The 21084-nt window shown below is 61.7% G+C and carries 21 protein-coding genes; 8 read left to right on the top strand and 13 right to left on the bottom strand.

What is annotated here, in order from left to right; genetic code table 11:
- Window positions 1-4: 4 nt before the first annotated feature.
- On the bottom strand, window positions 5-970 hold the full coding sequence (locus tag B9Z33_RS13220) for a CobD/CbiB family protein (protein WP_108287485.1): 966 nt from the start codon (window positions 968-970) through the stop codon (window positions 5-7).
- 7 nt (window positions 971-977) lie between these two features.
- Entirely contained in the window at window positions 978-1643 is a 666-nt protein-coding gene (locus B9Z33_RS13215) for a CoA pyrophosphatase (RefSeq protein ID WP_233252834.1), read from the bottom strand.
- A gap of 158 nt (window positions 1644-1801) precedes the next feature.
- On the opposite strand from B9Z33_RS13215, the gene B9Z33_RS13210 reads away from it, so the two are divergent.
- Window positions 1802-2704 carry a hypothetical protein gene (locus B9Z33_RS13210; RefSeq protein ID WP_108287483.1) on the top strand — a complete coding sequence of 301 codons (903 nt, stop codon included), beginning with the start codon at window positions 1802-1804 and terminating at the stop codon, window positions 2702-2704.
- Window positions 2705-2818: 114 nt separating this feature from the next.
- Here B9Z33_RS13210 and B9Z33_RS13205 read toward each other — a convergent pair whose 3' ends face one another.
- From B9Z33_RS13205 to B9Z33_RS13185, 5 genes are all read right to left on the bottom strand, one after another.
- Complete coding sequence (locus tag B9Z33_RS13205) at window positions 2819-3826, bottom strand: class 1 fructose-bisphosphatase (RefSeq protein ID WP_108287482.1); 1008 nt, start codon at window positions 3824-3826, stop codon at window positions 2819-2821.
- 25 nt (window positions 3827-3851) lie between these two features.
- Window positions 3852-6563 carry an aminopeptidase N gene (gene pepN, locus B9Z33_RS13200; RefSeq protein ID WP_108287481.1) on the bottom strand — a complete coding sequence of 904 codons (2712 nt, stop codon included), beginning with the start codon at window positions 6561-6563 and terminating at the stop codon, window positions 3852-3854.
- Window positions 6564-6596: 33 nt separating this feature from the next.
- A protein-coding gene (gene prfB / locus B9Z33_RS13195; RefSeq protein WP_108287480.1) for a peptide chain release factor 2 occupies window positions 6597-7701 on the bottom strand; the annotation gives its coding sequence in 2 pieces (ribosomal slippage) (window positions 6597-7619 and window positions 7621-7701; 1104 coding nt in all).
- Window positions 7702-7772: 71 nt separating this feature from the next.
- Window positions 7773-8303 carry a hypothetical protein gene (locus B9Z33_RS13190; protein ID WP_108287479.1) on the bottom strand — a complete coding sequence of 177 codons (531 nt, stop codon included), beginning with the start codon at window positions 8301-8303 and terminating at the stop codon, window positions 7773-7775.
- Window positions 8304-8347: 44 nt separating this feature from the next.
- On the bottom strand, window positions 8348-9262 hold the full coding sequence (locus B9Z33_RS13185; RefSeq protein WP_199220351.1) for an alpha/beta fold hydrolase: 915 nt from the start codon (window positions 9260-9262) through the stop codon (window positions 8348-8350).
- A gap of 25 nt (window positions 9263-9287) precedes the next feature.
- Between B9Z33_RS13185 and B9Z33_RS13180 the strand changes: the two genes are divergently transcribed.
- The 5 genes from B9Z33_RS13180 (at window position 9288) to B9Z33_RS13160 (ending at window position 13742) form a co-directional block, all read left to right on the top strand.
- On the top strand, window positions 9288-11054 hold the full coding sequence (locus B9Z33_RS13180; RefSeq protein ID WP_108287477.1) for an acyl-CoA synthetase: 1767 nt from the start codon (window positions 9288-9290) through the stop codon (window positions 11052-11054).
- 111 nt (window positions 11055-11165) lie between these two features.
- Entirely contained in the window at window positions 11166-12227 is a 1062-nt protein-coding gene (locus B9Z33_RS13175; protein WP_108287476.1) for an aldo/keto reductase, read from the top strand.
- Between the two features lie 9 nt (window positions 12228-12236).
- On the top strand, window positions 12237-12728 hold the full coding sequence (locus B9Z33_RS13170; protein ID WP_108287475.1) for an aminoacyl-tRNA deacylase: 492 nt from the start codon (window positions 12237-12239) through the stop codon (window positions 12726-12728).
- Between the two features lie 28 nt (window positions 12729-12756).
- Complete coding sequence (plsY, locus tag B9Z33_RS13165; RefSeq protein ID WP_108287474.1) at window positions 12757-13386, top strand: glycerol-3-phosphate 1-O-acyltransferase PlsY; 630 nt, start codon at window positions 12757-12759, stop codon at window positions 13384-13386.
- Window positions 13383-13742, top strand: a complete 360-nt coding sequence (locus tag B9Z33_RS13160) for a RidA family protein (protein ID WP_108287473.1) — start codon at window positions 13383-13385, stop codon at window positions 13740-13742. The genes plsY and B9Z33_RS13160 overlap by 4 nt, the downstream gene beginning before the upstream one ends.
- Window positions 13743-13857: 115 nt before the next feature.
- Here B9Z33_RS13160 and bktB read toward each other — a convergent pair whose 3' ends face one another.
- The 4 genes from bktB to B9Z33_RS13140 all read right to left on the bottom strand — a co-directional run bounded on the left by bktB (window position 13858) and on the right by B9Z33_RS13140 (window position 17905).
- A complete protein-coding gene (bktB, locus tag B9Z33_RS13155) occupies window positions 13858-15042 on the bottom strand; it encodes a beta-ketothiolase BktB (protein ID WP_108287472.1) in 1185 nt (394 codons plus the stop codon).
- Between the two features lie 116 nt (window positions 15043-15158).
- Complete coding sequence (locus B9Z33_RS13150) at window positions 15159-15914, bottom strand: SDR family NAD(P)-dependent oxidoreductase (RefSeq protein ID WP_108287471.1); 756 nt, start codon at window positions 15912-15914, stop codon at window positions 15159-15161.
- A 12-nt stretch (window positions 15915-15926) separates the two neighbouring features.
- Window positions 15927-17255 (bottom strand): cytochrome c, encoded by a 1329-nt coding sequence (locus tag B9Z33_RS13145; RefSeq protein WP_108287470.1) that lies wholly within the window; start codon window positions 17253-17255, stop codon window positions 15927-15929.
- The gene (locus B9Z33_RS13140; protein ID WP_108287469.1) at window positions 17252-17905 is read right to left on the bottom strand and encodes a c-type cytochrome; all 654 of its coding nucleotides are present in this window, start codon (window positions 17903-17905) and stop codon (window positions 17252-17254) included. Before B9Z33_RS13140 ends, B9Z33_RS13145 begins: the two co-directional genes overlap by 4 nt.
- Window positions 17906-18150: 245 nt before the next feature.
- On the opposite strand from B9Z33_RS13140, the gene B9Z33_RS13135 reads away from it, so the two are divergent.
- Both B9Z33_RS13135 and B9Z33_RS13130 read left to right on the top strand, forming a co-directional pair.
- Window positions 18151-18669 carry a GNAT family N-acetyltransferase gene (locus B9Z33_RS13135; protein WP_108287468.1) on the top strand — a complete coding sequence of 173 codons (519 nt, stop codon included), beginning with the start codon at window positions 18151-18153 and terminating at the stop codon, window positions 18667-18669.
- 12 nt (window positions 18670-18681) lie between these two features.
- A complete protein-coding gene (locus B9Z33_RS13130; protein WP_108287467.1) occupies window positions 18682-19674 on the top strand; it encodes a tRNA-dihydrouridine synthase in 993 nt (330 codons plus the stop codon).
- A 91-nt stretch (window positions 19675-19765) separates the two neighbouring features.
- On the opposite strand, the gene B9Z33_RS13125 is transcribed toward B9Z33_RS13130, so the two are convergent.
- Together B9Z33_RS13125 and B9Z33_RS13120 are read right to left on the bottom strand one after the other, a co-directional pair.
- Window positions 19766-20131, bottom strand: coding sequence for an Hpt domain-containing protein (locus tag B9Z33_RS13125; RefSeq protein ID WP_233252833.1), 366 nt, complete (start codon window positions 20129-20131; stop codon window positions 19766-19768).
- 56 nt (window positions 20132-20187) lie between these two features.
- Window positions 20188-21066, bottom strand: a complete 879-nt coding sequence (locus B9Z33_RS13120) for an NUDIX hydrolase (protein ID WP_108287466.1) — start codon at window positions 21064-21066, stop codon at window positions 20188-20190.
- Window positions 21067-21084 lie beyond the last annotated feature (18 nt).

The raw sequence follows: 21084 nt of genomic DNA, 5'->3' as shown, positions 1-21084 counted from the left end.
GTTTTCAGCCCACCAAGTTGGCCATGGTGAGCAAAGCCACCAGCACCAACCACATGATCACCGTGCGCCAGACCAAACCCACCACTTGAGCAAAGTGCGCCACTTCGGGCGTGCGCCCTGGTGTGCTGCTGGCGCCTGCGGTGTCGTTGGTTTCAAGGTCATCGTTGGGGGCCTGCAACGGGGCGCCTCCCAAGCGGATGTTGATGGCGCCTGCTGTCGCAGCCAGAATCACGCCATCGTTGTCGTTCGGAAAATTTTGCGCATGGTTGCGCCAGCCGTCCATGGCATCTTCAAAGCTGCCCACAATGGCAAACCCAAGAGCGGTCATGCGCGAGGGCAACCAGTCCATGGCTTGCCATGCCCGGGATGCCACCGATTGCAGCGCCTCACTCACCACGGAGCCATCTTCGGTGGGTTCTTGCCAACGGCGCTGGGCCAATTCGGTCAGGCGGTAAACCACCGCGCCGACAGGCCCCAAGCCAATGATGGACAAGATCGCATACCAAAAGAACACGCCAAACACATGCCTGTGGGCGGCGATCATGGAGTACTCGATCACATGCCGAACGATTTCGCTGCGCGGGATGTGACCCACTTGGACTTGTTGCCACTCGGCCAGCAGTTCTCTGGCCTTGGTTTCATCGCCGTCTTCCAGGGCTTCGCGGATGGCGGTGAAGTGGTGGCTGAATTGCCGAAACCCCAAAGTGACGTAGAGCAGCGCCACATTCCAGACGACGGCAAACAGCCAGCCCAAACCAAACTCAAGCAACCAGTGCACCGCCATGGTCAACAGCGCAGGGCCGATCACTGTGATGCCCCAGGTGATCCAGGCCTGGTGTCGCACGCCCGCATCAAAAGTGCGGGCCACCCAGGCGACCCAATGCGCCACGGTGGTGTAGATCCAATTGACCGCATTGAGCGGGCGGGCTTGCTCCAGAACCAAGGCCAGCAGGATTGCAAAAAAACTCATGGGGTCCTCATTCCGCGGGATGAACCACTAGAAACCGATAAAAGTTACGAAGCATAGCGGCTGTGGCACCCCAAATGAAGCGCTCGACCAGATCGGTTTGGCCATTGGCGGCAGGTCGGGACTCCTGGTAGGGCATTGAAAACCATTGCCGTTGGGCACCTTGCCATTCGAATTGGTGGCGTCGGTGGTGTGCCGGGTTCATCAAATAAGCCAGAGGCACCTCGAAAACGTCTTGCACTTCATCGGCGTTCGGTGCCAGCTCGAAGTCAGGTGAAACCAGGGCAATGACGGGGGTGACCCAAAAGGCCGTGCCTGTCACATAAACGGGCAATTCGCCAATGATTTCCACGTGCCTGGGGTGCAAGCCCACTTCTTCATAGGTTTCACGCAGTGCGGTGGCATGTCTGTTGGCGTCTTCTGGGTCCACCTTGCCGCCGGGAAAAGCGATTTGCCCCGAGTGCGTGGACATGTGGTTGGCCCGCTGGGTGAGCAAAATGGTCGACTCCGAGAAGTCAGGCCCGCGCATCACGATGGGCACCAAAACCGCCGCATGGGCGGGTGCTCGGGTAGAAAAAGAGGTTTCCCGTTCGACCTCGGGTTGCCAGACAGGGGGCTGCGCGAAGCGGGTTTTCAGTGCGTCAGGTCGCAAATGCGCACTCGGCACCGCTGGCATATCGTGATCGATGCGCCAAATCGGAACATTGCGGGGATCGAAGGACAAAGGGCTGGACACAGGCGGTATTTATAACCGACAGACACGCCTGCCGCTTTAGAATGGCCAACGTTGCATTTTTTAGCAGCGCTATTTTCTTATTGATTTAGGTTGACACCATGAAGCGTGATTATTTTTCTCAAGGCACTCCCTCTGACCGTCGATTTGGCGAACACCGTTCAGGCACTTGCATGGCTTTGATCGATGGCCGTTTTTTGATCTGGATGGCCCAACAAGGTGCCGTGGGGGCCACGGGCGAGTCGGTGAACCGTCAAGGCTTGCTGAGCCTGCTGTCACAAGCGCTGTCGCATTCCGGGCTGGATGTCGACTTGCGCCGGATTTACTGGTACAGCGACCGCTCGGACGGCTTGATCATTGATGACCAAATTGTGCGTCTGGTCCAAACGCACGATGCCGATGGCGGTGCATCCTTGCTGCGTTCCTTGGGTCATGACCTCAAACAATTGGCCGAACACCACGCCTGTGACCATGTGTTGGTGGCCAGCGATGACGAGCGCTTCCTTGCCACCATCGACGAAGCCCAGCTGAGTGGCCTGAGCGTCCACCTGTTGGCCGATGAGTCCGCGCGCAACATGCCCCAAATGGTCCGAACCGATCCGGGTTGGGCCCGTTTGCTGGCGCAGGCGGATCGCCGTGTGGTGGTCAATTCGCAAGCGCTGGCGGACATGCTGCAAGGCAAAATTCCGACGGGCATGGGGCTGGCTGTCGAAGACGTGGAAGAGCTGCGCAAGTCGATGCACGAGATCATCACAGCTTGGTGGGCGGATGAGCCCGAAGACCTGCGCGAAGACCTGCGTGATGCCCTGCAGATTAGCCGTGGCATTCCTCAGGAAGTCGACCGCCAACTCTTGTTGCGCATGCGTCAACGCCTGGCCCGTGCCTTGAGCTTGCCCGAGAAGAAAATGTTGCGCGAAACCCTGCGTGCCGTGGTGTCTGAGCCTGCCGTGGCTGCAGCGCCTGTGCCTGCTGGCGATGGCTTCCCGCCAGACGGCGACGAATAAATCCAGACGCAGGTCAAAAGCTTGCGGTCATGAATGTCAAAAGGCCCCTGACACTCGCGTGTCAGGGGCCTTTTGATTGGGGCGTTTCAGCAGCAAAGCTGCAGGGCCTGAAGCTCAGGCCTTCACGTGGTATTCGGTCAGGCGCTCAACTTCGTTTTTGGAGCCCAGCACCACACTCACGCGCTCGTGCAGTTGGCCCGGTTGCAGGTCCAGAATGCGCTGCTTGCCGTTGGTCGATGCGCCACCAGCTTGCTCAATCAGCCAGCTCATGGGGTTGGCTTCGTACAGCAGGCGCAGCTTGCCGGCTTTGTGCGGCTCGCGCTTGTCCCAGGGGTACATGAACACACCGCCACGGGTCAGGATGCGGTGCACATCGGCCACCATGCTGGCGATCCAGCGCATGTTGAAGTCCTTGCCGCGCGGGCCTTCCTTGCCCTGCAGGCATTCATCGATGTAGCGGCGCACGGGTTCGTCCCAGTGGCGCATGTTGCTCATGTTGATGGCGAACTCTTTGGTGTCGGCGGGCACCTGCACGTTTTCTTGCGTGAGGACAAAAGAGCCTTGCTCGCGGTCCAGGGTGAACATGGCCACGCCATCGCCCACGGTAAGCACCAGGGTGGTTTGCGGTCCATACACACAGTAACCCGCGGCCACCTGGTTCTTGCCGGGTTGCAGGAAGTCCTGCTCGGTCACGCCTTGGCTGTCTTCGGGCTTTTTGAGCACGCTGAAGATGGTGCCAATGCTGACGTTGACGTCGATGTTGGACGAGCCATCCAAAGGATCAAACAACAGCAGGTATTCGCCTTGCGGGTAGCGGTTGGGCACCAGGTAGATGCTGTCCATCTCTTCAGAGGCCATGGCCGCCAGATGTCCGCCCCATTCGTTGGCTTCGAGCAGTACCTCGTTGGCGATGATGTCGAGCTTTTTCTGGACTTCGCCCTGCACGTTCTCGCTTTCGGCGCTGCCCAGCACACCGCCCAAAGCGCCTTTGTTCACGGCGTGGCTGATGCTCTTGCAGGCGCGGGCCACCACTTCGAGCAACAAGCGCAAGTCAGCCGGAATGTGGCCTTTGTCGCGTTGTTGCTCTACCAGGTAGCGTGACAGGGAAATTTTGCTGCTCATGTTCGTTCCTTGGGTTCTGGTGCTGTCAATGACTGTTCAAAGCGCGGCTGATCACTTCGCGCACGTCATTGCTGAGGTCGGCTTTGGCTGCCACGCGCTCGATGGCCACGCGGGCCGCGCTGCGGTAGGGCTCTGCCAGGCGGCTCCAGCGGTCCATGGCGCGGGCCAGGCGGGCGGCCACTTGCGGGTTGATGGCGTCGAGCGCCAGCACCTGCTCGCTCCAGTACACATAGCCTGCCGCGTCGGCGCGGTGAAAGCCTGCCGGGTTGGCGCTGCAATAGCTGAAGATCAGGCTGCGTGCCCGGTTGGGGTTGCGCAGGCTGAAGTCGGGGTGCTGCATCAGCTGGCGCACACGCGGCAGGATGTCGCCCGCGCGGTCAGGCGCACCGGCTTGCAGGGCAAACCATTTGTCGATGACCAGCGCTTCGTGGCTGAAAAGCTTGTGGAACAGGGCCAATGCGTCTTGCGCCAGAGCATGGCCGCTGACCACCAACGCCGACAAGGCGTTGAAGCGGTCGGTCATGTTGCTGGCGTCCTTGAACTGCTGGTACACACGGCCGGGCGTGACGGCGTCGCCGCTTTGCACGGCGGCGATGCACAGCATGGTCATGGCCAGGCCTGCCAGGGCGCGGCGACCACTCGACTTGGCATCGGGCGTGTAGGCCCCGTTGTGCTTGTGCGCCTCCCAGGCCCATTGCCAGTCGGCTTGCAAGGCCGTGGCCAATTGCAGGCGCATGGTTTCGCGCAGGGCGTGCACGCGCTGCGGGTCCACCACATCCAGCTGGTCGGCGATATAGTTTTCAGACGGCAGCGTGAGCGCCAGGTCTTTGAAGGCGGCGTCCAGCGTGGGGTGTCGCAGCACGTTGCGCAGGGCCGCCACCAGAGCGTCGGACAGCACGGGTTGGCCCGTCAGGTCCTTGTTGTGGTGGATCGCGTCGATGGCGCTTTGCAGCATCAGGCGCTGACCTGCTTCCCATTGGTTGAAGGGGTCACTGTCGTGGGCCAGCAAGATCAGCAGGTCGTCAGCGTTCAGGCCGTCTTCGAGCACCACCGGGGCACTGAAACCGCGCAGGAGCGAGGGCACAGGTGCGCTGTCGATGTTGACAAAGGTGTAGCTGGCGCTGGCTTCGGTCAGCACCAGCGTTTGCTGCGTGACTGTGTCGGTGGCACCGGCCAGTTGCAGGGGCAGTGCCTGACCGTCGCGGCTGAGCAGACCCAGCGTGACAGGGATCACGAAGGGGGCTTTGTTCGACTGGTCGGGCGTGGCGGGGCAGCTTTGACTGAGTGTGAGGGTGTAGGTGCGTTCGGCGGCGTTGTAATTGCCGCTAGCCTGCAGGCGCGGTGTGCCCGCCTGGCTGTACCAATGCTTGAAGGTGCTCAGGTTGTGCGCCAGCGCCGAGCCGGGGTTGGCATCGGCAATGGCCTGGGCAAAGTCGTCGCAGGTCACGGCCTGGCCGTCATGGCGCTCAAAGTAGAGCTTCATGCCTTTGGCAAAACCGTCGCGGCCTTGCAGGTCAGTGGGCGTGGCCACCAGCGTCTGCATCATGCGAACGACTTCGGAGCCTTTTTCGTAGATGGTGACGGTGTAGAAGTTGTTGATTTCCACATAGCTGTCCGGGCGCACCGGGTGGGCCATGGGGCCGGCGTCTTCGGCAAACTGCACGGTGCGCAGCACGCGCACGTCTTCAATCCGTTTGACCGCGCGGGCGCTGGCCTCGCCAGCCATGTCCTGGCTGAACTCCTGGTCGCGGAAGACGGTGAGGCCTTCTTTGAGCGAGAGCTGGAACCAGTCGCGGCAGGTGATGCGGTTGCCGGTCCAGTTGTGGAAGTATTCGTGGCCGACGACCGATTCGATGTTGCCGAAATCCATGTCGGTGGCGGTGGCCGGGTTCGCCAACACGTATTTGGTGTTGAAGATGTTCAGGCCCTTGTTTTCCATCGCGCCCATGTTGAAGTCGCTGGTGGCGACGATCATGAAGCGTTCCAGATCCAGCGGCAGGCCAAAACGCGCTTCGTCCCAGGCCACGCTGGCCATCAGCGAGTTCATGGCGTGCTCGGTTTTGTCGAGGTCGCCGGGGCGCACGAACACCTGCAACAAATACTCTTTGCCGCTGCGGCTGACGATGCGCTGCTCACGCGCCACCAATTGGCCCGCGACCAGGGCGAACAGGTAGCAGGGCTTTTTGTGCGGATCGACCCATTTGGCAAAGTGGCGTCCGTCGTCCAATGCGCCTTGCGCCACCAGGTTGCCGTTGCTCAGCAGCACCGGGTATTTGGTTTTGTCGGCGCGCAGGGTGACGGTGTAGCTGGCCATCACGTCCGGACGGTCCAGGAAATAGGTGATGCGGCGGAAGCCCTCAGCCTCGCACTGCGTAAAGAACGAGTCGTTGCTGACGTACAGGCCCATCAGCTGGGTGTTCTTCTCGGGGTTGCAGGTGGTGAAAATTTCCAGATCGAAGGCGTCGTTGCCTTCGGGCAAGTTCTCCAGCACCAGCTGATTGCCGTCCATCTTGAACGAGGTGCCACCGCCGTTGACCAGCACGCGCGCCAGGTTCAGGTCTTCGCCATCCAGGCGCAACGGCTGCGCCGCCACGTCGGGGTTGCGGCGCAGGCGCATCTTGTTGAGCACGCGGGTTTTGGTCGGGTCGAGGTCGAACGTCAGATCGACCGTGTCGATCCAGAAAGCCGGGGCGGCATAAGCCTCCCGGTGAATCGCGGTGGGTTGTCCTTCACGCATCACTAACTCCGTTTTGGTTGAGGTCTGACCGGGTCAGAGGCCTTGTTTCAGTGAGGCTTCGATGAACGCATCAAGGTCGCCATCGAGCACCTTCTGGGTGGCCGAAATTTCGACGTTGGTGCGCAGATCCTTGATGCGGCTGTTGTCCAGCACATAACTGCGAATCTGGTGACCCCAGCCCACATCGGTCTTGGTGTCTTCCAGCTTTTGCTGCTCTTCCAGGCGCTTGCGCATTTCGAAGTCGTACAGGCGCGATCGCAGGCGTTGCCAAGCCACATCGCGGTTGCTGTGCTGGCTGCGGCCATCTTGGCACTGCACCACGATACCCGTGGGGATGTGCGTCAATCGCACTGCCGAGTCGGTTTTGTTGATGTGCTGACCGCCCGCGCCGCTGGCACGGAAGGTGTCGGTGCGCACGTCAGAGGGGTTGATGTTGATCTCGATCGAGTCATCGATCTCTGGGTACACAAACAAGGAGGCAAAAGACGTGTGGCGGCCTCCCGACGAGTCGAAGGGGCTCTTGCGGACCAAACGGTGCACGCCAGTTTCGGTGCGCAGCAAACCAAACGCATATTCGCCTTCGATCTTGATGGTCGCGCCCTTGATGCCTGCGGTGTCGCCCGGGGTTTCGTCTTCCACGGTGGCCTTGAAGCCCTTGCGTTCGGCGTACTTGATGTATTGGCGCAGCAACATGCTGGCCCAGTCGCAGGCTTCGGTCCCGCCTGCGCCTGCCTGGATATCCACAAAGCAGTTGAGCGGGTCGGCCTCGTGGCGGAACATGCGGCGGAATTCAAGGTCTTCCACCATTTTGGCCAACTTGGCGGCTTCGGCTTCGATGGTTTGAAGGCCCGCATCGTCGCCATCTTCCTTGCTCATTTCGAAGAGCTCAAGGTTGTCGGCCAACTCACTGGTCAGGTTGGTGATGGTCACCACCACGCCGTCGAGGGCTTTTTTCTCTTTGCCCAGTTCTTGGGCTTTTTTCGGGTCGTTCCAGACCGAAGGATCTTCGAGTGATGCGTTGACGGTTCTCAGCCGTTCAGATTTGGCATCGTAGTCAAAGATACCCCCGTAACTCGTGGGTACGAGCGGTCAGGTCTGTGAGGGATGCGCCGATTTGGTTGATGTGTTCTGCGTCCATGGGGAAAGTGTCCGGTTCGGTAAACCGGACATTTTCTCATGAGTTGGCGTCTCGCACGCCTGTATTGGGGCTTAAAACTGACGCCCGTAAGAGAACATGAGGGCGGCAGTGCCCAAAAACTTGACCTGGACCGAGTCGTGCTGCGTCAGCTTGTAGCCGACAGCCGGGATGATGGCGGGATTGAAGCCCTTGTAATTGAGGGGCACTTTGTTCTCGTAAGGGGACACATAGCCGTACATCAGGCCGCCCGTGACTTTGGCGAACAGCTGGGGCACGCCCATCAGGTTGTTGAACTGCTGCCCGGCATACACGTACACTGAGGGCTGGCCAAACGAGTTGCTGAAAAAGCTGACGCCGCACAAACGGTCGCCCGGCAGTTGCTCGTCAATCGCCACCAAAACCACTTTTTTGTGATCCGGGTTTTGGCTCCAGTGGTGGGTGTAAGGGGAAAACGTGAACTCACCCCGGTGTGTGGGCTCTGGCGCACCTTTGACGGCCAAAAGGTCAGGGCAAAAGCGGTTGGTGCTGTCCGCGTGCGCCAATGAAAACAAGGCCGAGAGGGCCACAGCCAGAAAAAAGCGCAAAGTGTGTACGGGGTGCATGGCGAACGATCATCAATATTAAAACGGTGTGATTTTAGGGCTTCTTACCGGGTGAACTTTTCAATCATCGCCGCCAGCGTTTGGGGTTGGTCGTGGTGCAGCATGTGGCCTGCGTCCTGAATGGTGGCTTTTTCAAGCACTGGAACGGCTTGCAAGCGCTCATGAAATTCGGCCAGCGTGTACTTGCCCTTCCACCACATGCCCAGCGAGTCGTCAGAGGCCTCCACCGCCAGCACAGGCGCTGCAATGCGGCGGTACATTTCCAGCGCTTCGTCGACATGAAAGAGGTAGGGGTTGACCACCTTGTGCGCCGCATCGCCCAAGATGCGCCACTGCCCATCGCTGCCGGGTTGGGCCCAATGTTGCGCCAGCCAAGTGGCTTTGTCTTGTCCCAGGCGCTGGTTGGTTTTCATCAGCCGTGACGCGACACCCGCTGCATCGGCATAAGGTTTCAAGTCGTTGCTGCCGCCGCGCTGCGCTTTGAGTTCGTCCAGCCATTGGCCCATGCGCCCAGGTGCTTGTGCCGGGCGGGTGGCGGGCATGCCAAAGCCCTCCAGGTTGACCAGTCGGCGAATGCGCTCTGGCCGTGTGCCCGCATACATCATGACCACATTGCCGCCCATGCTGTGGCCCACCAGGTCGATGGACTGGTCGGGGTACAGGGCGTCGAGCAAGGCGTCCAGATCGGCCAGGTAGTCGGGGAACCAATAACTGTCGGTGGGCGGTGACTCGGTCAGGCCGTAGCCGCGCCAGTCCATGGCGATGATCGGGCGCTGCTGTGCAAAGGCTTCGCTGAAGGCATCCACCATGAATTGCCAAGACGCGGCCACGTCCATCCAACCGTGTGCCAACACCAGCGGCGTGGCACCCGGTGTGGGCGTGCCCCATTGGCGAACGTGGTAACGACAGCCGCGCAGCGGCACCCAGAAGCTTTGTGATTCGCGTTGAACTTGGTACATACTTTCGATCATAAGGAGACAACCGATGAGCGTCAGTCGCAACCAGGACCGCCAAGCCCCTGCCACCCCGGACCGTTACCAGGCCATCCACCAGGGCTTTGGCTGGAAAGTGCCCAAGCGCTTCAACATGGCGCAGGCCTGTTGCGGTCAATGGGCGGCGCAAGCAGCCACCGCCAAGCGCCAGGCCATCCGCGAGCATGTGGCCGGGCAGGGCCTGGGGCGCAGCTGGACCTTCGGGCAGTTGCAGCAAGACGCCAACCGCCTGAGCCGGGTGCTCAGCGCGCACGGTGTGCAGCGCGGCGACCGCGTGGCCATCGTCATGCCCCAGCGCTACGAAACCGCTGTGGCCTACATGGCGGTGCTGCAAATGGGCGCGGTGGCCATGCCGCTGTCCATGCTGTTTGGGCCTGAGGCGCTGTCGTTTCGCATCAACGACAGCCAGGCCCGCGTGGCGGTGTGCGACGAATCCACCGTGCAGGCCCTGCTGCAGGCCCGTGCCGATTGCCCCGGCTTGCAAGTGCTGCTGGGGGTGGGCGAGGCGGCAGCCCTGGCCGACCTGGACCTGAATCAGGCCATGGCCGCCAGCGCGCCCACGTTCAAACCCGTGTCCACCCTGGCCGAAGACCCGGCGGTGCTGATCTACACCAGCGGCACCACGGGCAACCCCAAGGGCGCTTTGATCCCCCACCGGGCCCTGATCGGTAACCTCACGGGCTTTGTGTGCAGCCAGAACTGGTTTGGCTTTGACCCCTTCAAAGCCGAGCGGCCCTCCAAAGCGGTGTTCTGGTCACCCGCCGACTGGTCCTGGACCGGTGGGCTGATGGACGCCTTGCTGCCCAGCCTGTACTTCGGTCGGCCCATCGTGGCTTTCAACGGGCGTTTTTCGCCCGAGGCGGCGTTTGAAATTTTGCAAAGCCACGGCGTGACGCACACCTTTTTGTTCCCCACCGCGCTCAAAGCCATGATGAAGGCCGTGCCCGAGGTGCGGGGCCGCTACCGCCTGAAGCTGCAAGCCATGATGAGCGCAGGCGAGGCGGTGGGTGACGCGGTGTTTGCCTATGTGCAGCAGCAACTGGGCGTGACGGTGAACGAGATGTTTGGCCAGACCGAGATCAACTACGTGGTGGGCAACTGCGCCCGCCTGTGGCCCGCCAAGCCCGGCAGCATGGGCAAAGGCTATCCGGGGCACCAAGTGGCGGTCATCGATGACGCCGGGCGCTTGTGCCCCGCAGGCACGCCCGGCGAGGTGGCGGTCAACCGGTTTGACGTGCATGGCCACCCCGACCCGGTGTTCTTTTTGGGCTACTGGAACAACGACAAAGCCACCCAAGCCAAATACACCGGCGACTGGTGCCGCACGGGCGACATGGCAGTCTGCGATGAGGACGGCTACCTTTGGTACCAGGGCCGCACCGACGACATGTTCAAGGCGGCGGGCTACCGCATTGGCCCTGGTGAGATCGAAAACTGCTTGGTCAAACACCCCGCCGTGGCCAATGCCGCCGTGGTGCCCAAACCCGACCAGGATCGCGGCGCGCTGGTCAAAGCCTATGTGGTGCTGTCGCCCGACTGGCAAAGCCGCAGGCCCACAGGCCCAGGGCAAAGCGCTTTTGACGAGGAAGTGCGCCGGGAGCTGCAAGCCCATGTGCGCGGCTTGCTGGCCCCTTATGAATACCCCAAAGAGATCGAATTCATTGACCAGCTGCCCATGACCACCACCGGCAAAGTGCAGCGCCGCGTGCTGCGGCAGCAAGAAGAGGCGAGGGCGGCGGGCACCGGTGCCTCGGCGTGACAAAATAAGCGCCCGACACAGCGCGTCCATGAGCGCTGTGTCGCCATCGCTCCGTGCAGGCCATTTTTGTTGACTCTGCCACCACCGATTCAGAACAACACAGGAAACACCATGAAACTCGTTCAACTCGGCCAGTCCGACTTGCAAGTGACGCCCATTTGTCTGGGTACCATGACTTTTGGCGAGCAGGTCAACGAGGCCGACTCGCACGCCATCCTAGACCGCTCGCTCGAAGCCGGGGTCAACTTCATCGACACCGCCGAGATGTATGCCGTGCCCGCCACCGCAGCCACCTGTGGTTTCACCGAAACCTACATCGGCAACTGGTTTGCCAAAAACCCCGGTGCCCGCCAGAAACTGGTGCTGGCCACCAAGGTTGCAGGTCCCTCGCGCGGCATGCCCTGGATTCGTGAAGGCTCCGGCATGACCGGTCAGGACATCCTGAACTCGTGTGATGCCAGCTTGCACCGTCTGCAAACCGATGTGATTGATCTGTACCAAATCCACTGGCCCGAGCGCCATGTGCCGGTGTTTGGCATGACCTATTTCGACCCGAGCAAAGACAAGCCGCAGACCTCGATCCACGAGCAACTCGAAGCCCTGTCCAAGTTGGTCAAGGCGGGCAAGGTGCGTTATGTGGGCCTCTCGAACGAAACGCCCTATGGCGTGCACGAGTTTGTGCGCTTGGCCGAGCAGCATGGTTTGCCGCGCGTGGCCACGATCCAAAACCCGTACTGCCTGGTGAACCGCACTTACGACAATGCGCTGGACGAAACTTGCCACCGCCTGAACGTGTCGATGCTGGCTTATTCACCGCTGGGCTTTGGCTTGTTGACAGGGAAATACGACCACACTGACCTGACCGGTCCGCTGGTGCCTGATGGTGGCCGAATTGCCCGCTACGACTCGATGCGCAAACAGCGTTGGGGCCGCCCAGAAGCCTTGGTGGCGGCGCGCCGCTACAACCAGCTGGCACGCGACAACGGCATGACGCCCACCCAGATGGCGCTGGCGTTTTGCTACCACCGCTGGAGCGTGGCCAGCACCATCATTGGCGTGACCTCGGTGGCCCAATTGAACGAAGACTTGGCGGCCTGGTCGACCGAGTTGTCGCCCGAAGTGCTCAAGGCGATTGATGCGATCCGCTGGGAAATGCGCGACCCAGCTTTGTGATTTCGGCCCATGGCCAAGAAAGACAAAGTCAGCGAAACCCCGGCCACGGCGCTGCTGCGCCAGCACGGGGTGAGCTTCACCGAGCATCCCTACGAATACCTGGAGCACGGCGGCGCGCAGCACAGCGCGCAGGTGTTGGGCATGGACCCGTTTGCCGTGGTCAAGACCCTGATCATGCAAGACCAGGACGCCAAGCCGCTGGTGGTGCTGATGCACGGCAACCGCAAGGTGTCCACCAAAAACCTGGCGCGGCAAGTCGGCCTCAAAGCCATTGAATCGTGCGCGCCCGAGGTGGCCAACCGGCACAGCGGCTATCTGGTGGGCGGCACCTCGCCGTTTGCCACGCGCAGGCAAATGCCGGTCTACATCGAGGAAACCATCCTCGGCTTGCCGCGCATCTGCATCAACGGTGGGCGGCGCGGTTATCTGGTGGGCATCGACCCGCAGGTCTGCGTGCAGCTGCTGGACGCGAAGGTGGTGAATTGCGCGCTGGCAGAATGACGCCCATACAAGAACAAGGGAGCTTTCGATGGATTTGTTGATTCCGGTGGCCGTGGTGTTGGCCAGTTATTTGATGGGCTCGCTCAGTTTTGCAGTGATCGTCAGCCGCCTGATGGGGTTGAACGACCCGCGCAGCTACGGCAGCAAAAACCCCGGTGCGACGAATGTGTTGCGCTCGGGCAGCAAAAAGGCGGCCATCCTGACCTTGTTGCTGGATGCCGTGAAGGGCTGGTTGCCGGTGGCGCTGGTGCTGGCCTGGGGGCCTGAACACGGTTTGGGTGCCAGTGTGGCCGCGCTGGCGGGGTTGGCGGCCTTTTTAGGGCATCTGTACCCGGTGTTTTTTGGTTTTGTGGGCGGCAAGGGTGTGGCCACGGCCGTGGGCGTGCTGGTGGGCGTCAACGGTGCCTTGGCTGTGGCAACCGTGCTCACATTTGGCATCGTGGTGTATTTCAGCCGCTACGTGTCGCTGGCGTCCATGGTGGCCGCTGTGTTTGCGCCCGTGTTTTATCTCTTCGGCAACGGCGTGGCTTGGGATGCGAACGGGGCGGAGGTCTTGTGCCTGGCCATCATGGCCTTGCTGCTGGTCTGGCGTCACCGTGAAAACATCAACCGCCTGTTGGCTGGGACCGAGTCCAAATTGGGAAAGAAAAAAGAATGAGCCAAGACATTCAACGTTTGCATGTGGCAGCCCGCTACAGCGAAGCGGCCATCTTCAACGGCGTGGTGTATCTGGCTGGCATGGTGCCCGAGTGCGAAGCTACCGACATCCGCAGCCAGACGGCCGATGTGCTGCGCCAGATCGAGCACCGCCTGCTGGAGGCGGGCAGCGACAAAACCCGCATCCTGCGCACCCAGATTTACCTCAAAGACATCACCGACATCGCTGCCATGAACGAGGTGTGGGATGCCTGGGTGGTGGCAGGCAGCGCGCCACCACGCGCCACGGTGCAAGCGCCGCTGGCCAACCCGGCCTATTTGATCGAGGTGGTGGTCACGGCGGCAGTGAAACCTTGAGACGGTCGAAAAGCAATGAAGCAAAAAAATGGGCATCAACCGATGCCCATTTTTCTTGCTTGCTCAGGCGCTTATGGCCTGATCAGACCAGGCCGTTGAGGCCTGACCCGGTGCGTCACATGCGCTCAAAAATCGCCGCGATGCCCTGACCGCCGCCGATGCACATGGTCACCAGCGCATAGCGGCCGTTCACACGTTGCAGCTCGTACAGCGCTTTCACCGTGATCAAAGCGCCCGTCGCGCCGATGGGGTGGCCCAGCGAGATGCCCGAGCCGTTGGGGTTGACTTTGGCGGGGTCCAGACCCAGTTCGCGGGTCACGGCGCAGGCCTGGGCAGCAAAGGCTTCGTTGGCTTCGATCACGTCCAGGTCGTTCACCGAGAGACCTGTCTTCTTGAGCACGGCGTGTGTGGCCGAGATCGGGCCCACGCCCATGATCTTGGGGTCCAGACCGGTGTGGGCATAACCCACCAGGCGGGCCAGCGGCTTGGCGCCACGGGCTTTGGCAGCACCGGCTTCCATCAGCACCACAGCGGCGGCGGCGTCGTTGATGCCCGAGGCGTTGCCAGCGGTCACGGTGCCGTTTTCTTTCACGAAGACGGGCTTGAGCTTGGCCATGTCTTCGAGCTTGCAACCGGGGCGGAAGTGCTCGTCGGTGGCATAAGCCACATCGCCTTTTTTGCTCTTGAGCATGACCGGCATGATCTGGTCTTTGAAGTAACCGGCGGCGGTGGCACGTTCCGCGCGGTTGTGGCTTTCCACGGCCAGCGCGTCTTGCATTTCGCGGGTGATGCCGTATTTGGCGGCCACGTTTTCGGCCGTCACGCCCATGTGGATGGTGTGGAAGGGGTCGTGCAGCGCGCCGACCACCATGTCGACCATTTTGGTGTCACCCATGCGGGCACCCCAGCGGGCGCTCAGGGATGCGTAGGGGCCACGGCTCATGTTTTCAGCGCCGCCGCCAATGGCGATGTCGCAGTCACCCAGCAGGATGGACTGGCTGGCGCTGACGATGGCCTGCAGGCCCGAGCCGCACAGGCGGTTCACGTTGAAAGCGGGCGTGCCTTCGGCGCAGCCGCCATTGATGGCCGCCACGCGCGACAAATACATGTCTTTGGGTTCGGTGTTGACCACATGGCCGAACACCACATGGCCGACGTCCTTGCCGTCGGTTCCGGCGCGGGACAGGGCTTCGCGCACAACTTGGGCGGCCAGCTCGGTGGGGGCGATGTCCTTCAGGCTGCCGCCATAGGTACCAATGGCGGTGCGCACACCGCTGACAACAACAACTTCACGGCTCATGGAAAGTCTCCGAATTGAAAAAATGGATGAAATGGCAAGGGGTACAACGCAAACAGTGTCAGACGCAATGGCTACAGCGGCCTGACAAGCGTGCCTGCGGGCGTCGCCAGGGCTTTTCAGCCCCGCACGTCGGCGACCGGCTCACGGCCAAAGTCAGGCCGCGCCAAAAATCGCAGCACCTGCTCGGCCGCTTGCGCGGGGGAGCTGAGCTGGCCCTGCGCCTTCAGCTGCAAGAACTTGGCTTGGTCCGGAAACGCCTCGCCCGCCGCGCCGCGCAGCTGCACCTGCATGTCGGTGTCGATGACGCCGGGGGCCAGCGAGCAGACTTTGGCCCCGTTGGGCTTGAGGGCTTCGTCGAGCGTCATGCAGCGCGTGAAGTGGTCCATGCCCGCCTTGGCGGCGCAATATCCGGCTTGCGAGGCCATGGGGTAGCGGCCCAGACCCGATGAAATGTTGAGCACCCGGCGGGGCAGGGCCCAGCTTTCGGTTGCTCCCAGAAAAGCCGCGCACAGTTGCATGGGCGCTTCCAGCCCCACCCGCAAGGCTTGGGCCAAATCCTGGGCATCGGCTTGGCTGAGCGGCCCAATGCGGGGAATGGCCCCGGCGTTGTTGATGAGCGTGGCGCTGGCGTAAGAGGCCATGTTTTGGCTCTTAAGCCAGTCGCGCAGGCGCTGGCTGGCACCTTGGCCATCGCTCAGGTCATGGGTCCACTGCACCAGTGGCGCTTGGCTGCTTTGGGCCGCATTGGCCAGCGCATCGTTGGCGTGGCGCGAGATGCACAACAGGCTGTTGCCGGCGCCGAGCAATTGCTGCGCAATGGCCAAGCCCATGCCGCGAGAGGCGCCTGTCAGGATGTAAAGGTGGTGTTTCATGTGTTAAAAATTTCAATGGCCTTGCGCTGCCCGGATGCGGTTGACCTGCAAAGGTGTGACTTCATTGGCCTGGTTGCCCCATTGGGTGCGCAAGTGGGTCAGCACAGCGGCGATGTCGCGGTCGTCGAGTTCCAACACCGCTGGCGGCATGCCAAAGGGGCGGGGGTGCAGCGCCGTGGCCGGGCCATAGCCGCCGTACAAAACCGTTTGCACCAGGTTGGTGGGGTCGCTCAGCAGCACGGCGCGGTTGCCCGCCAGCGCCGGATAGGCCGCATCCCCGGTTGCCGTGGTGATGCCCTGGCCTTGCTCACCATGGCATTGCACGCAATGCCGATCGTAGATTTGCAGGCCTTTTTCGGCCACCACCAAGCTGACTTTGGCGCGCACGGTCGCTGTGGCAGCCGTGGCGGCTTTTGACGCGCGGGACTGCAGATACACCGCCATGGCTTGCAAGTCTGCTTCGGTCATGTGTTGGGTGCCGTGCTGCACCACTTCGGCCATGGGGCCGCTGGTTTGGGCCTGGCGGCTCTGGCCGGTGCGCAGCAATTGCACGATGTCGGCCAACGGTGTGCTGGCCAAGCCCGTTTCGCTTTCTCGGGTCAGGTCCGGGGCATACCAGTTGACCACGGGCATCAGACCGCCCGACAAATCGTCGACAGCGCCACTGGCCCCCAAAGCATTGCGCGGGCTGTGGCATGCGGCGCAGTGGCCCAGGCCTTTCACCAAGTAAGCGCCCCGGTTCCACTCGGCCGATTGCGCCGGGTCCGCCTTGAACGGTGCAGGGCTGAAAAACAGGCTGCGCCAAACGGCCAGCGCCGCTTGTGTGCCCACGGGCCACATGAGGGTGTGGGGTTGAACAGGCTGGTGCACCGCAGGCAGACTTTGCAGCCAGGCCAGCAGGTCGTCACTGTCCTCACGGGTGATGACGCTGGTGTGGTTGTAGGGGAAAGCCGGTGTCAGCAGTCGGCCATCTTTGGAGCGACCGTGGTGCAGCGCTTGCCAAAAGTCCTGGGGGCTCCAGGTGCCGATGCCGGTGGCCGCATCTGGCGTCAGGTTGCTGCTGAAAACAGCGCCAAAAGGTGTCTCGATGCGCCGCCCACCAGACATGGGCTCAGCCCCGCGTGCGCTGTGGCAAGCCACGCAGTTGCCCGCGCGGGCCAGGTACTGGCCGCGTTCAATTTGAGCGCTTTTCTCCAAAGGTCCGGCGGTGGTGTTGGCAGCTGGACTTGTGGCGGGCTTGGCGGGTGCCAGCCAGGTGTCGCCCCAGTTGTCCCAAGCGACATAGGCGGTCAATGCCAGAACGCCACAGGCCAGACCCCAGCCGATGCGTGATGCTTTCATGGCTGACCCCCTGCGGTGCTGGACAGTTCGGGTGCGCTGCCGCAGCGCAGGGCCGCAGGCAATGGCGGACCGGCCGGTGGGCGAGGTGCGGGGTGTGTGTCGGCAGGCAAAGCCTGGCGTGCCAGCCAGCTGGACACGGCAATCAGGTCTTCAGACGGAATGCGCTTGACCACTTCGGCCATGCAGTCGGGGGCATGGGCCTTGCGCTGGCCCGTTTGCCATGCGCCCAGCTGGGCATTCAGGTAATCCAGCGGCAGCCCCAGCAAGCCGGGCACATGGTGTTGCACGCCCGTCAAGCGCACGCCGTGGCATTGGGTGCAGGCAGGCAGTCCGCGCGATGCATCGCCTTGTGTCACCAGTTGCTGGCCTTTGGCCAGGCGTTCCGCCGAAATCGTGTTGCTGGCGCTGGGTTTCGGGTAAGGCAATTCCAAAGTAGAAAAATACCGCGCCATTTCGCCCAGATACGCGTCTGAGAGCGGGTCGATCAGGCGCGTCATCAGCTCGTAATGGCGTCGGCCTTGGGCAAAGTTGCGCAGCTGGTTGTGCAGATAGCCTGCCGGTTTGCCTGCCAGGCGCGGGTAATAACCATCTGGCCCGGCGCGGCCCTGGTCTCCATGGCAGGCGGTGCACGCCTTGGTGCGCTCGGCCATGTTGTCTTCAAAACGGACGCGGGGCGTGGATGAGGCGGCCGGTGAGGCCGTTGGGGCCGTCGGGTTTTGGGCTGTCGCAGCAGCGCAGCAGGCCAGGATTGACAGTGCCATCCAGACTTTGGGCAGTTTCAAGGGTTTCAGTAGCTTCCACATCCCTTGAAGATAACCGAAGCAGCGACAATACAGGGTTTGACTTTGGGCATGACCGCCCATTGCTCTGTTGTTTTCTCATTCCCATTCAAGCCATGTCCGATATCCAAGTCCGATTTGCCACCCAACAAGACGCCACCGCTGTGGCGGCTTTGCACGCCAGCGCTTGCCGTGCCGCTTATGCCGGGCAAGTGCCCGATGCCCATTGGGATGCCACCCCCATGCCCAAACGGGTCTCTTTCTGGAAAGAGGCCATTGAATACGGCGAACCCCAAGTCATCGTGGCCACGGATGGCAAGGATGTGGTCGGTTTTGTTGGTTTTGACCGTTCGCGCGATCCCAAGTCCAAAAACACCACGGGCGAAATCTGGGCCATCTATGCAGCGCCAGACCGCTTGGGCCAAGGCATTGGCTTGGCTTTGTGGGATGCGGCCCGCGAAGGCCTGGAAGAAGAAGGTTGCACCGACGTCACGGTCTGGCTGCCCTTGTTGCACGAAAAAACCCTGCGTTTCCATGATCTGGCGGGCTTCAAGCGCGAAATGAACACCGCCCGCACCGTGCCTTTGGGCGGGGTCAAGGTCGAAGAAGTGCGCCTCAAGCGCAAATTGGCCTGACGCATTGACCGCATGACCATGGGCCATTTGGGGGCGCGTGTCTTGCTGGCCCCCATGGAGGGGCTGCTGGACCACACCTTGCGCGACATGCTCACGCGTGTTGGGGGCGTTGACTTGTGCGTGTCCGAATTCATCCGCGTCACCAACACGGTGTTGCCGCGGCGCGCTTTCATTCGGGTGGCCCCCGAGCTGTTGAACAACAGCCGCACGGTGGCCGGTGTGCCTGTGAGGGTGCAATTGTTGGGGTCTGACCCCGATTATTTGGCGGCCAACGCTGCGGCGCTGGCCGAGCTCCAGCCCGCGGGTATCGATTTGAACTTTGGCTGCCCTGCCAAGACGGTGAACCAGCACCGTGGCGGCGCTGTTTTGCTGGACGAACCCGAGTTGGTGGGGCAAATCGTGGCGGCAGTGCGCCGGGCAGTGCCTGCGCACATTCCGGTCTCGGCCAAGATGCGCCTGGGCTTCAACGACGACAGCCGCGCCGAAGACTGCGCGCTCGCCATTGAGGCCGCAGGGGCCAGCGACCTGGTGGTGCACGCACGCACCAAGGCCCATGGTTACCGCCCTCCGGCGTATTGGGACCGCATTGCCGATTTGCGCCAGCATGTGCGCTTGCCCATGGTGGCCAATGGCGAAATCTGGACTTTGGCAGATGCTTTACGTTGCCGCGAAGTGACCGGGTGTGAGCGGCTGATGATTGGGCGCGGCATGGTGGCCGACCCTGGCCTGGCTTTGGCCATCACGCAACACGATGCCTTGTTCGATAGCCGCTTGACCGGCGAGGGCGTGACCTGGTCGCACATTGTGGTGTTGATGCGCTTGTTCTGGCAGGGCATCAGCCTGCGCGTGGCTCCGAGGCACCGTGCGGGACGGCTTAAACAGTGGCTCAATTATTTGCGCCGGGTCTATCCCGAAGCACAAGAAGCGTTTGACCAGCTGCGTTTGATGCACGACCCCGCCCAGATCGCGCAATGGCTGGATGCGCAAGCGCTGCCAGCGGCATAAAAACACCTGTCAAGGCAGGTCGCCCTTGATTGGGCGGGTCGATTTTTTCTGAAGTACCGCGTGGTTGGGCCGCGCACCCTTAGCGGTTGGCTCAGACCTCGGGGTGCTCGGCCAGGTGAGTGGCCACTTCGTTGCGAAGCTGCTCCAGTTGGGGTGCCAGCTGGTTGTAGGCGGCAGTGACTTCTGAAGACTCTCCGTGCTTGCTCAGGTGCTCGACCGACACGACCAGCTCCACCAAGCTGTCCACACAGAACACGGGGGTAAATCCTTTGAGCTGGTGCAACAAGCGGTTGGCACCGTGCATGTCGTCTTTGTCCAGCAGGGCCTTGATGCGCGGGAGGTCCTCCCCCAGTGTCTGGTGCAAGGTTTTCAACAGCGACAGAACCCCGCTGGCATCGCCAATGAATTCCATGGCCCGTTCAACAGACAGGTAAATTGGCTCAGATGGTTGGCTCATACAGTCAAGTGGCGTATCAATGCGTTCAAAAGTTACAAATTGTAATTCGTTCAATTTTAATCAAGCAAAGCGGCTAAACCGAGCTCGGGCTCAAAACGCTTGTTTTTAAACAACAAACGTGTGGGGCCTGGAAATACCGCCAGCGGTACCGAATGCTTGGGGTCACCGGGGTAGCAAATGGTGCGAACGCCGTCCTGGTCAAACGGTTCAGGTTGCACCACGGGTGGTTGGCGGCTCTGGGCTTCGGTCAACGCGCTTTGGGTGTCCGGATGCCGTGCCAGCTGAACCAGGCCCATGATTTGGGGCGGCGCGAGTTCAATTTCATGGTCCCAATAGCGGATCAAGGCTTCGCGCGGCGTGGTCCACAGGGTTTCGGTGGCCTCAAAGTTGTCGTGTTCGGCGGTTTGGCCCTCGGGCACCCGGGTGATGAAAAAACGGGTGTCAAAGCGTTTGTGGGTCACAGACGCCTGTCGGGGTGTGATCCACCGGGTCCAGGGCACCAGCGCATCGGTGTGTAACTGAAGTGACAGGCTTTGAAAAGCCTGCGAAAAGCTTTGCCCGCTGGCCAAGGCATTTTGCAAGGCTTGCAGGTCGGGCGTGCCGCCGCCGGTTTGGCCCAGCAAAATGCGGCATTCCTCAAACGCTTCGCGAATGGCGGCCACAAACAGACCCGCTGCACGGTCTGGGCTCAGCTCGGGCTCGGCCAAGCGTTGGTGCAAGGTGGCGGCATCCTGGCTGAGCTGGGACAACAGGGCCGGGTGTTGGTCTTCCGGGTCGAGCTTGCCGCCCGGAAACACATAAGCCCCGCCCAGCACATTCGACGCCTGGTGGCGTCTGAGCAGCAGCACTTGCATACCCTCCGCACTGTCGCGCAGCAAAACCACCGAAGCGGAGTCCAGGGGCGGTGTGGTGATGATTTCGGTGTTCAGTTCCATGGCAAGGTGTCAATCGTG

It is taken from the genome of Limnohabitans sp. T6-20 (genome assembly GCF_003063505.1).
Taxonomy (GTDB): Bacteria; Pseudomonadota; Gammaproteobacteria; order Burkholderiales; family Burkholderiaceae_C; genus Limnohabitans_A.
The sequence above is the reverse complement of the archived record's forward strand: the minus strand, read 5'-3'. Positions and strand labels throughout refer to the sequence as shown.

Bases quoted from the DNA above. Each gene is read 5' to 3' on its own strand.
- B9Z33_RS13220 (WP_108287485.1), bottom strand. From the start codon at position 970: ATGAGTTTTTTTGCAATCCTGCTGGCCTTGGTTCTGGAGCAAGCCCGC.
- B9Z33_RS13215 (WP_233252834.1), bottom strand. From the start codon at position 1,643: ATGCCAGCGGTGCCGAGTGCGCATTTGCGACCTGACGCACTGAAAACC.
- B9Z33_RS13210 (WP_108287483.1), top strand. From the start codon at position 1,802: ATGAAGCGTGATTATTTTTCTCAAGGCACTCCCTCTGACCGTCGATTT.
- B9Z33_RS13205 (WP_108287482.1), bottom strand. From the start codon at position 3,826: ATGAGCAGCAAAATTTCCCTGTCACGCTACCTGGTAGAGCAACAACGC.
- pepN (WP_108287481.1), bottom strand. From the start codon at position 6,563: ATGCGTGAAGGACAACCCACCGCGATTCACCGGGAGGCTTATGCCGCC.
- B9Z33_RS13190 (WP_108287479.1), bottom strand. From the start codon at position 8,303: ATGCACCCCGTACACACTTTGCGCTTTTTTCTGGCTGTGGCCCTCTCG.
- B9Z33_RS13185 (WP_199220351.1), bottom strand. From the start codon at position 9,262: ATGTACCAAGTTCAACGCGAATCACAAAGCTTCTGGGTGCCGCTGCGC.
- B9Z33_RS13180 (WP_108287477.1), top strand. From the start codon at position 9,288: ATGAGCGTCAGTCGCAACCAGGACCGCCAAGCCCCTGCCACCCCGGAC.
- B9Z33_RS13175 (WP_108287476.1), top strand. From the start codon at position 11,166: ATGAAACTCGTTCAACTCGGCCAGTCCGACTTGCAAGTGACGCCCATT.
- B9Z33_RS13170 (WP_108287475.1), top strand. From the start codon at position 12,237: ATGGCCAAGAAAGACAAAGTCAGCGAAACCCCGGCCACGGCGCTGCTG.
- plsY (WP_108287474.1), top strand. From the start codon at position 12,757: ATGGATTTGTTGATTCCGGTGGCCGTGGTGTTGGCCAGTTATTTGATG.
- B9Z33_RS13160 (WP_108287473.1), top strand. From the start codon at position 13,383: ATGAGCCAAGACATTCAACGTTTGCATGTGGCAGCCCGCTACAGCGAA.
- bktB (WP_108287472.1), bottom strand. From the start codon at position 15,042: ATGAGCCGTGAAGTTGTTGTTGTCAGCGGTGTGCGCACCGCCATTGGT.
- B9Z33_RS13150 (WP_108287471.1), bottom strand. From the start codon at position 15,914: ATGAAACACCACCTTTACATCCTGACAGGCGCCTCTCGCGGCATGGGC.
- B9Z33_RS13145 (WP_108287470.1), bottom strand. From the start codon at position 17,255: ATGAAAGCATCACGCATCGGCTGGGGTCTGGCCTGTGGCGTTCTGGCA.
- B9Z33_RS13140 (WP_108287469.1), bottom strand. From the start codon at position 17,905: ATGGCCGAGCGCACCAAGGCGTGCACCGCCTGCCATGGAGACCAGGGC.
- B9Z33_RS13135 (WP_108287468.1), top strand. From the start codon at position 18,151: ATGTCCGATATCCAAGTCCGATTTGCCACCCAACAAGACGCCACCGCT.
- B9Z33_RS13130 (WP_108287467.1), top strand. From the start codon at position 18,682: ATGACCATGGGCCATTTGGGGGCGCGTGTCTTGCTGGCCCCCATGGAG.
- B9Z33_RS13125 (WP_233252833.1), bottom strand. From the start codon at position 20,131: ATGAGCCAACCATCTGAGCCAATTTACCTGTCTGTTGAACGGGCCATG.
- B9Z33_RS13120 (WP_108287466.1), bottom strand. From the start codon at position 21,066: ATGGAACTGAACACCGAAATCATCACCACACCGCCCCTGGACTCCGCT.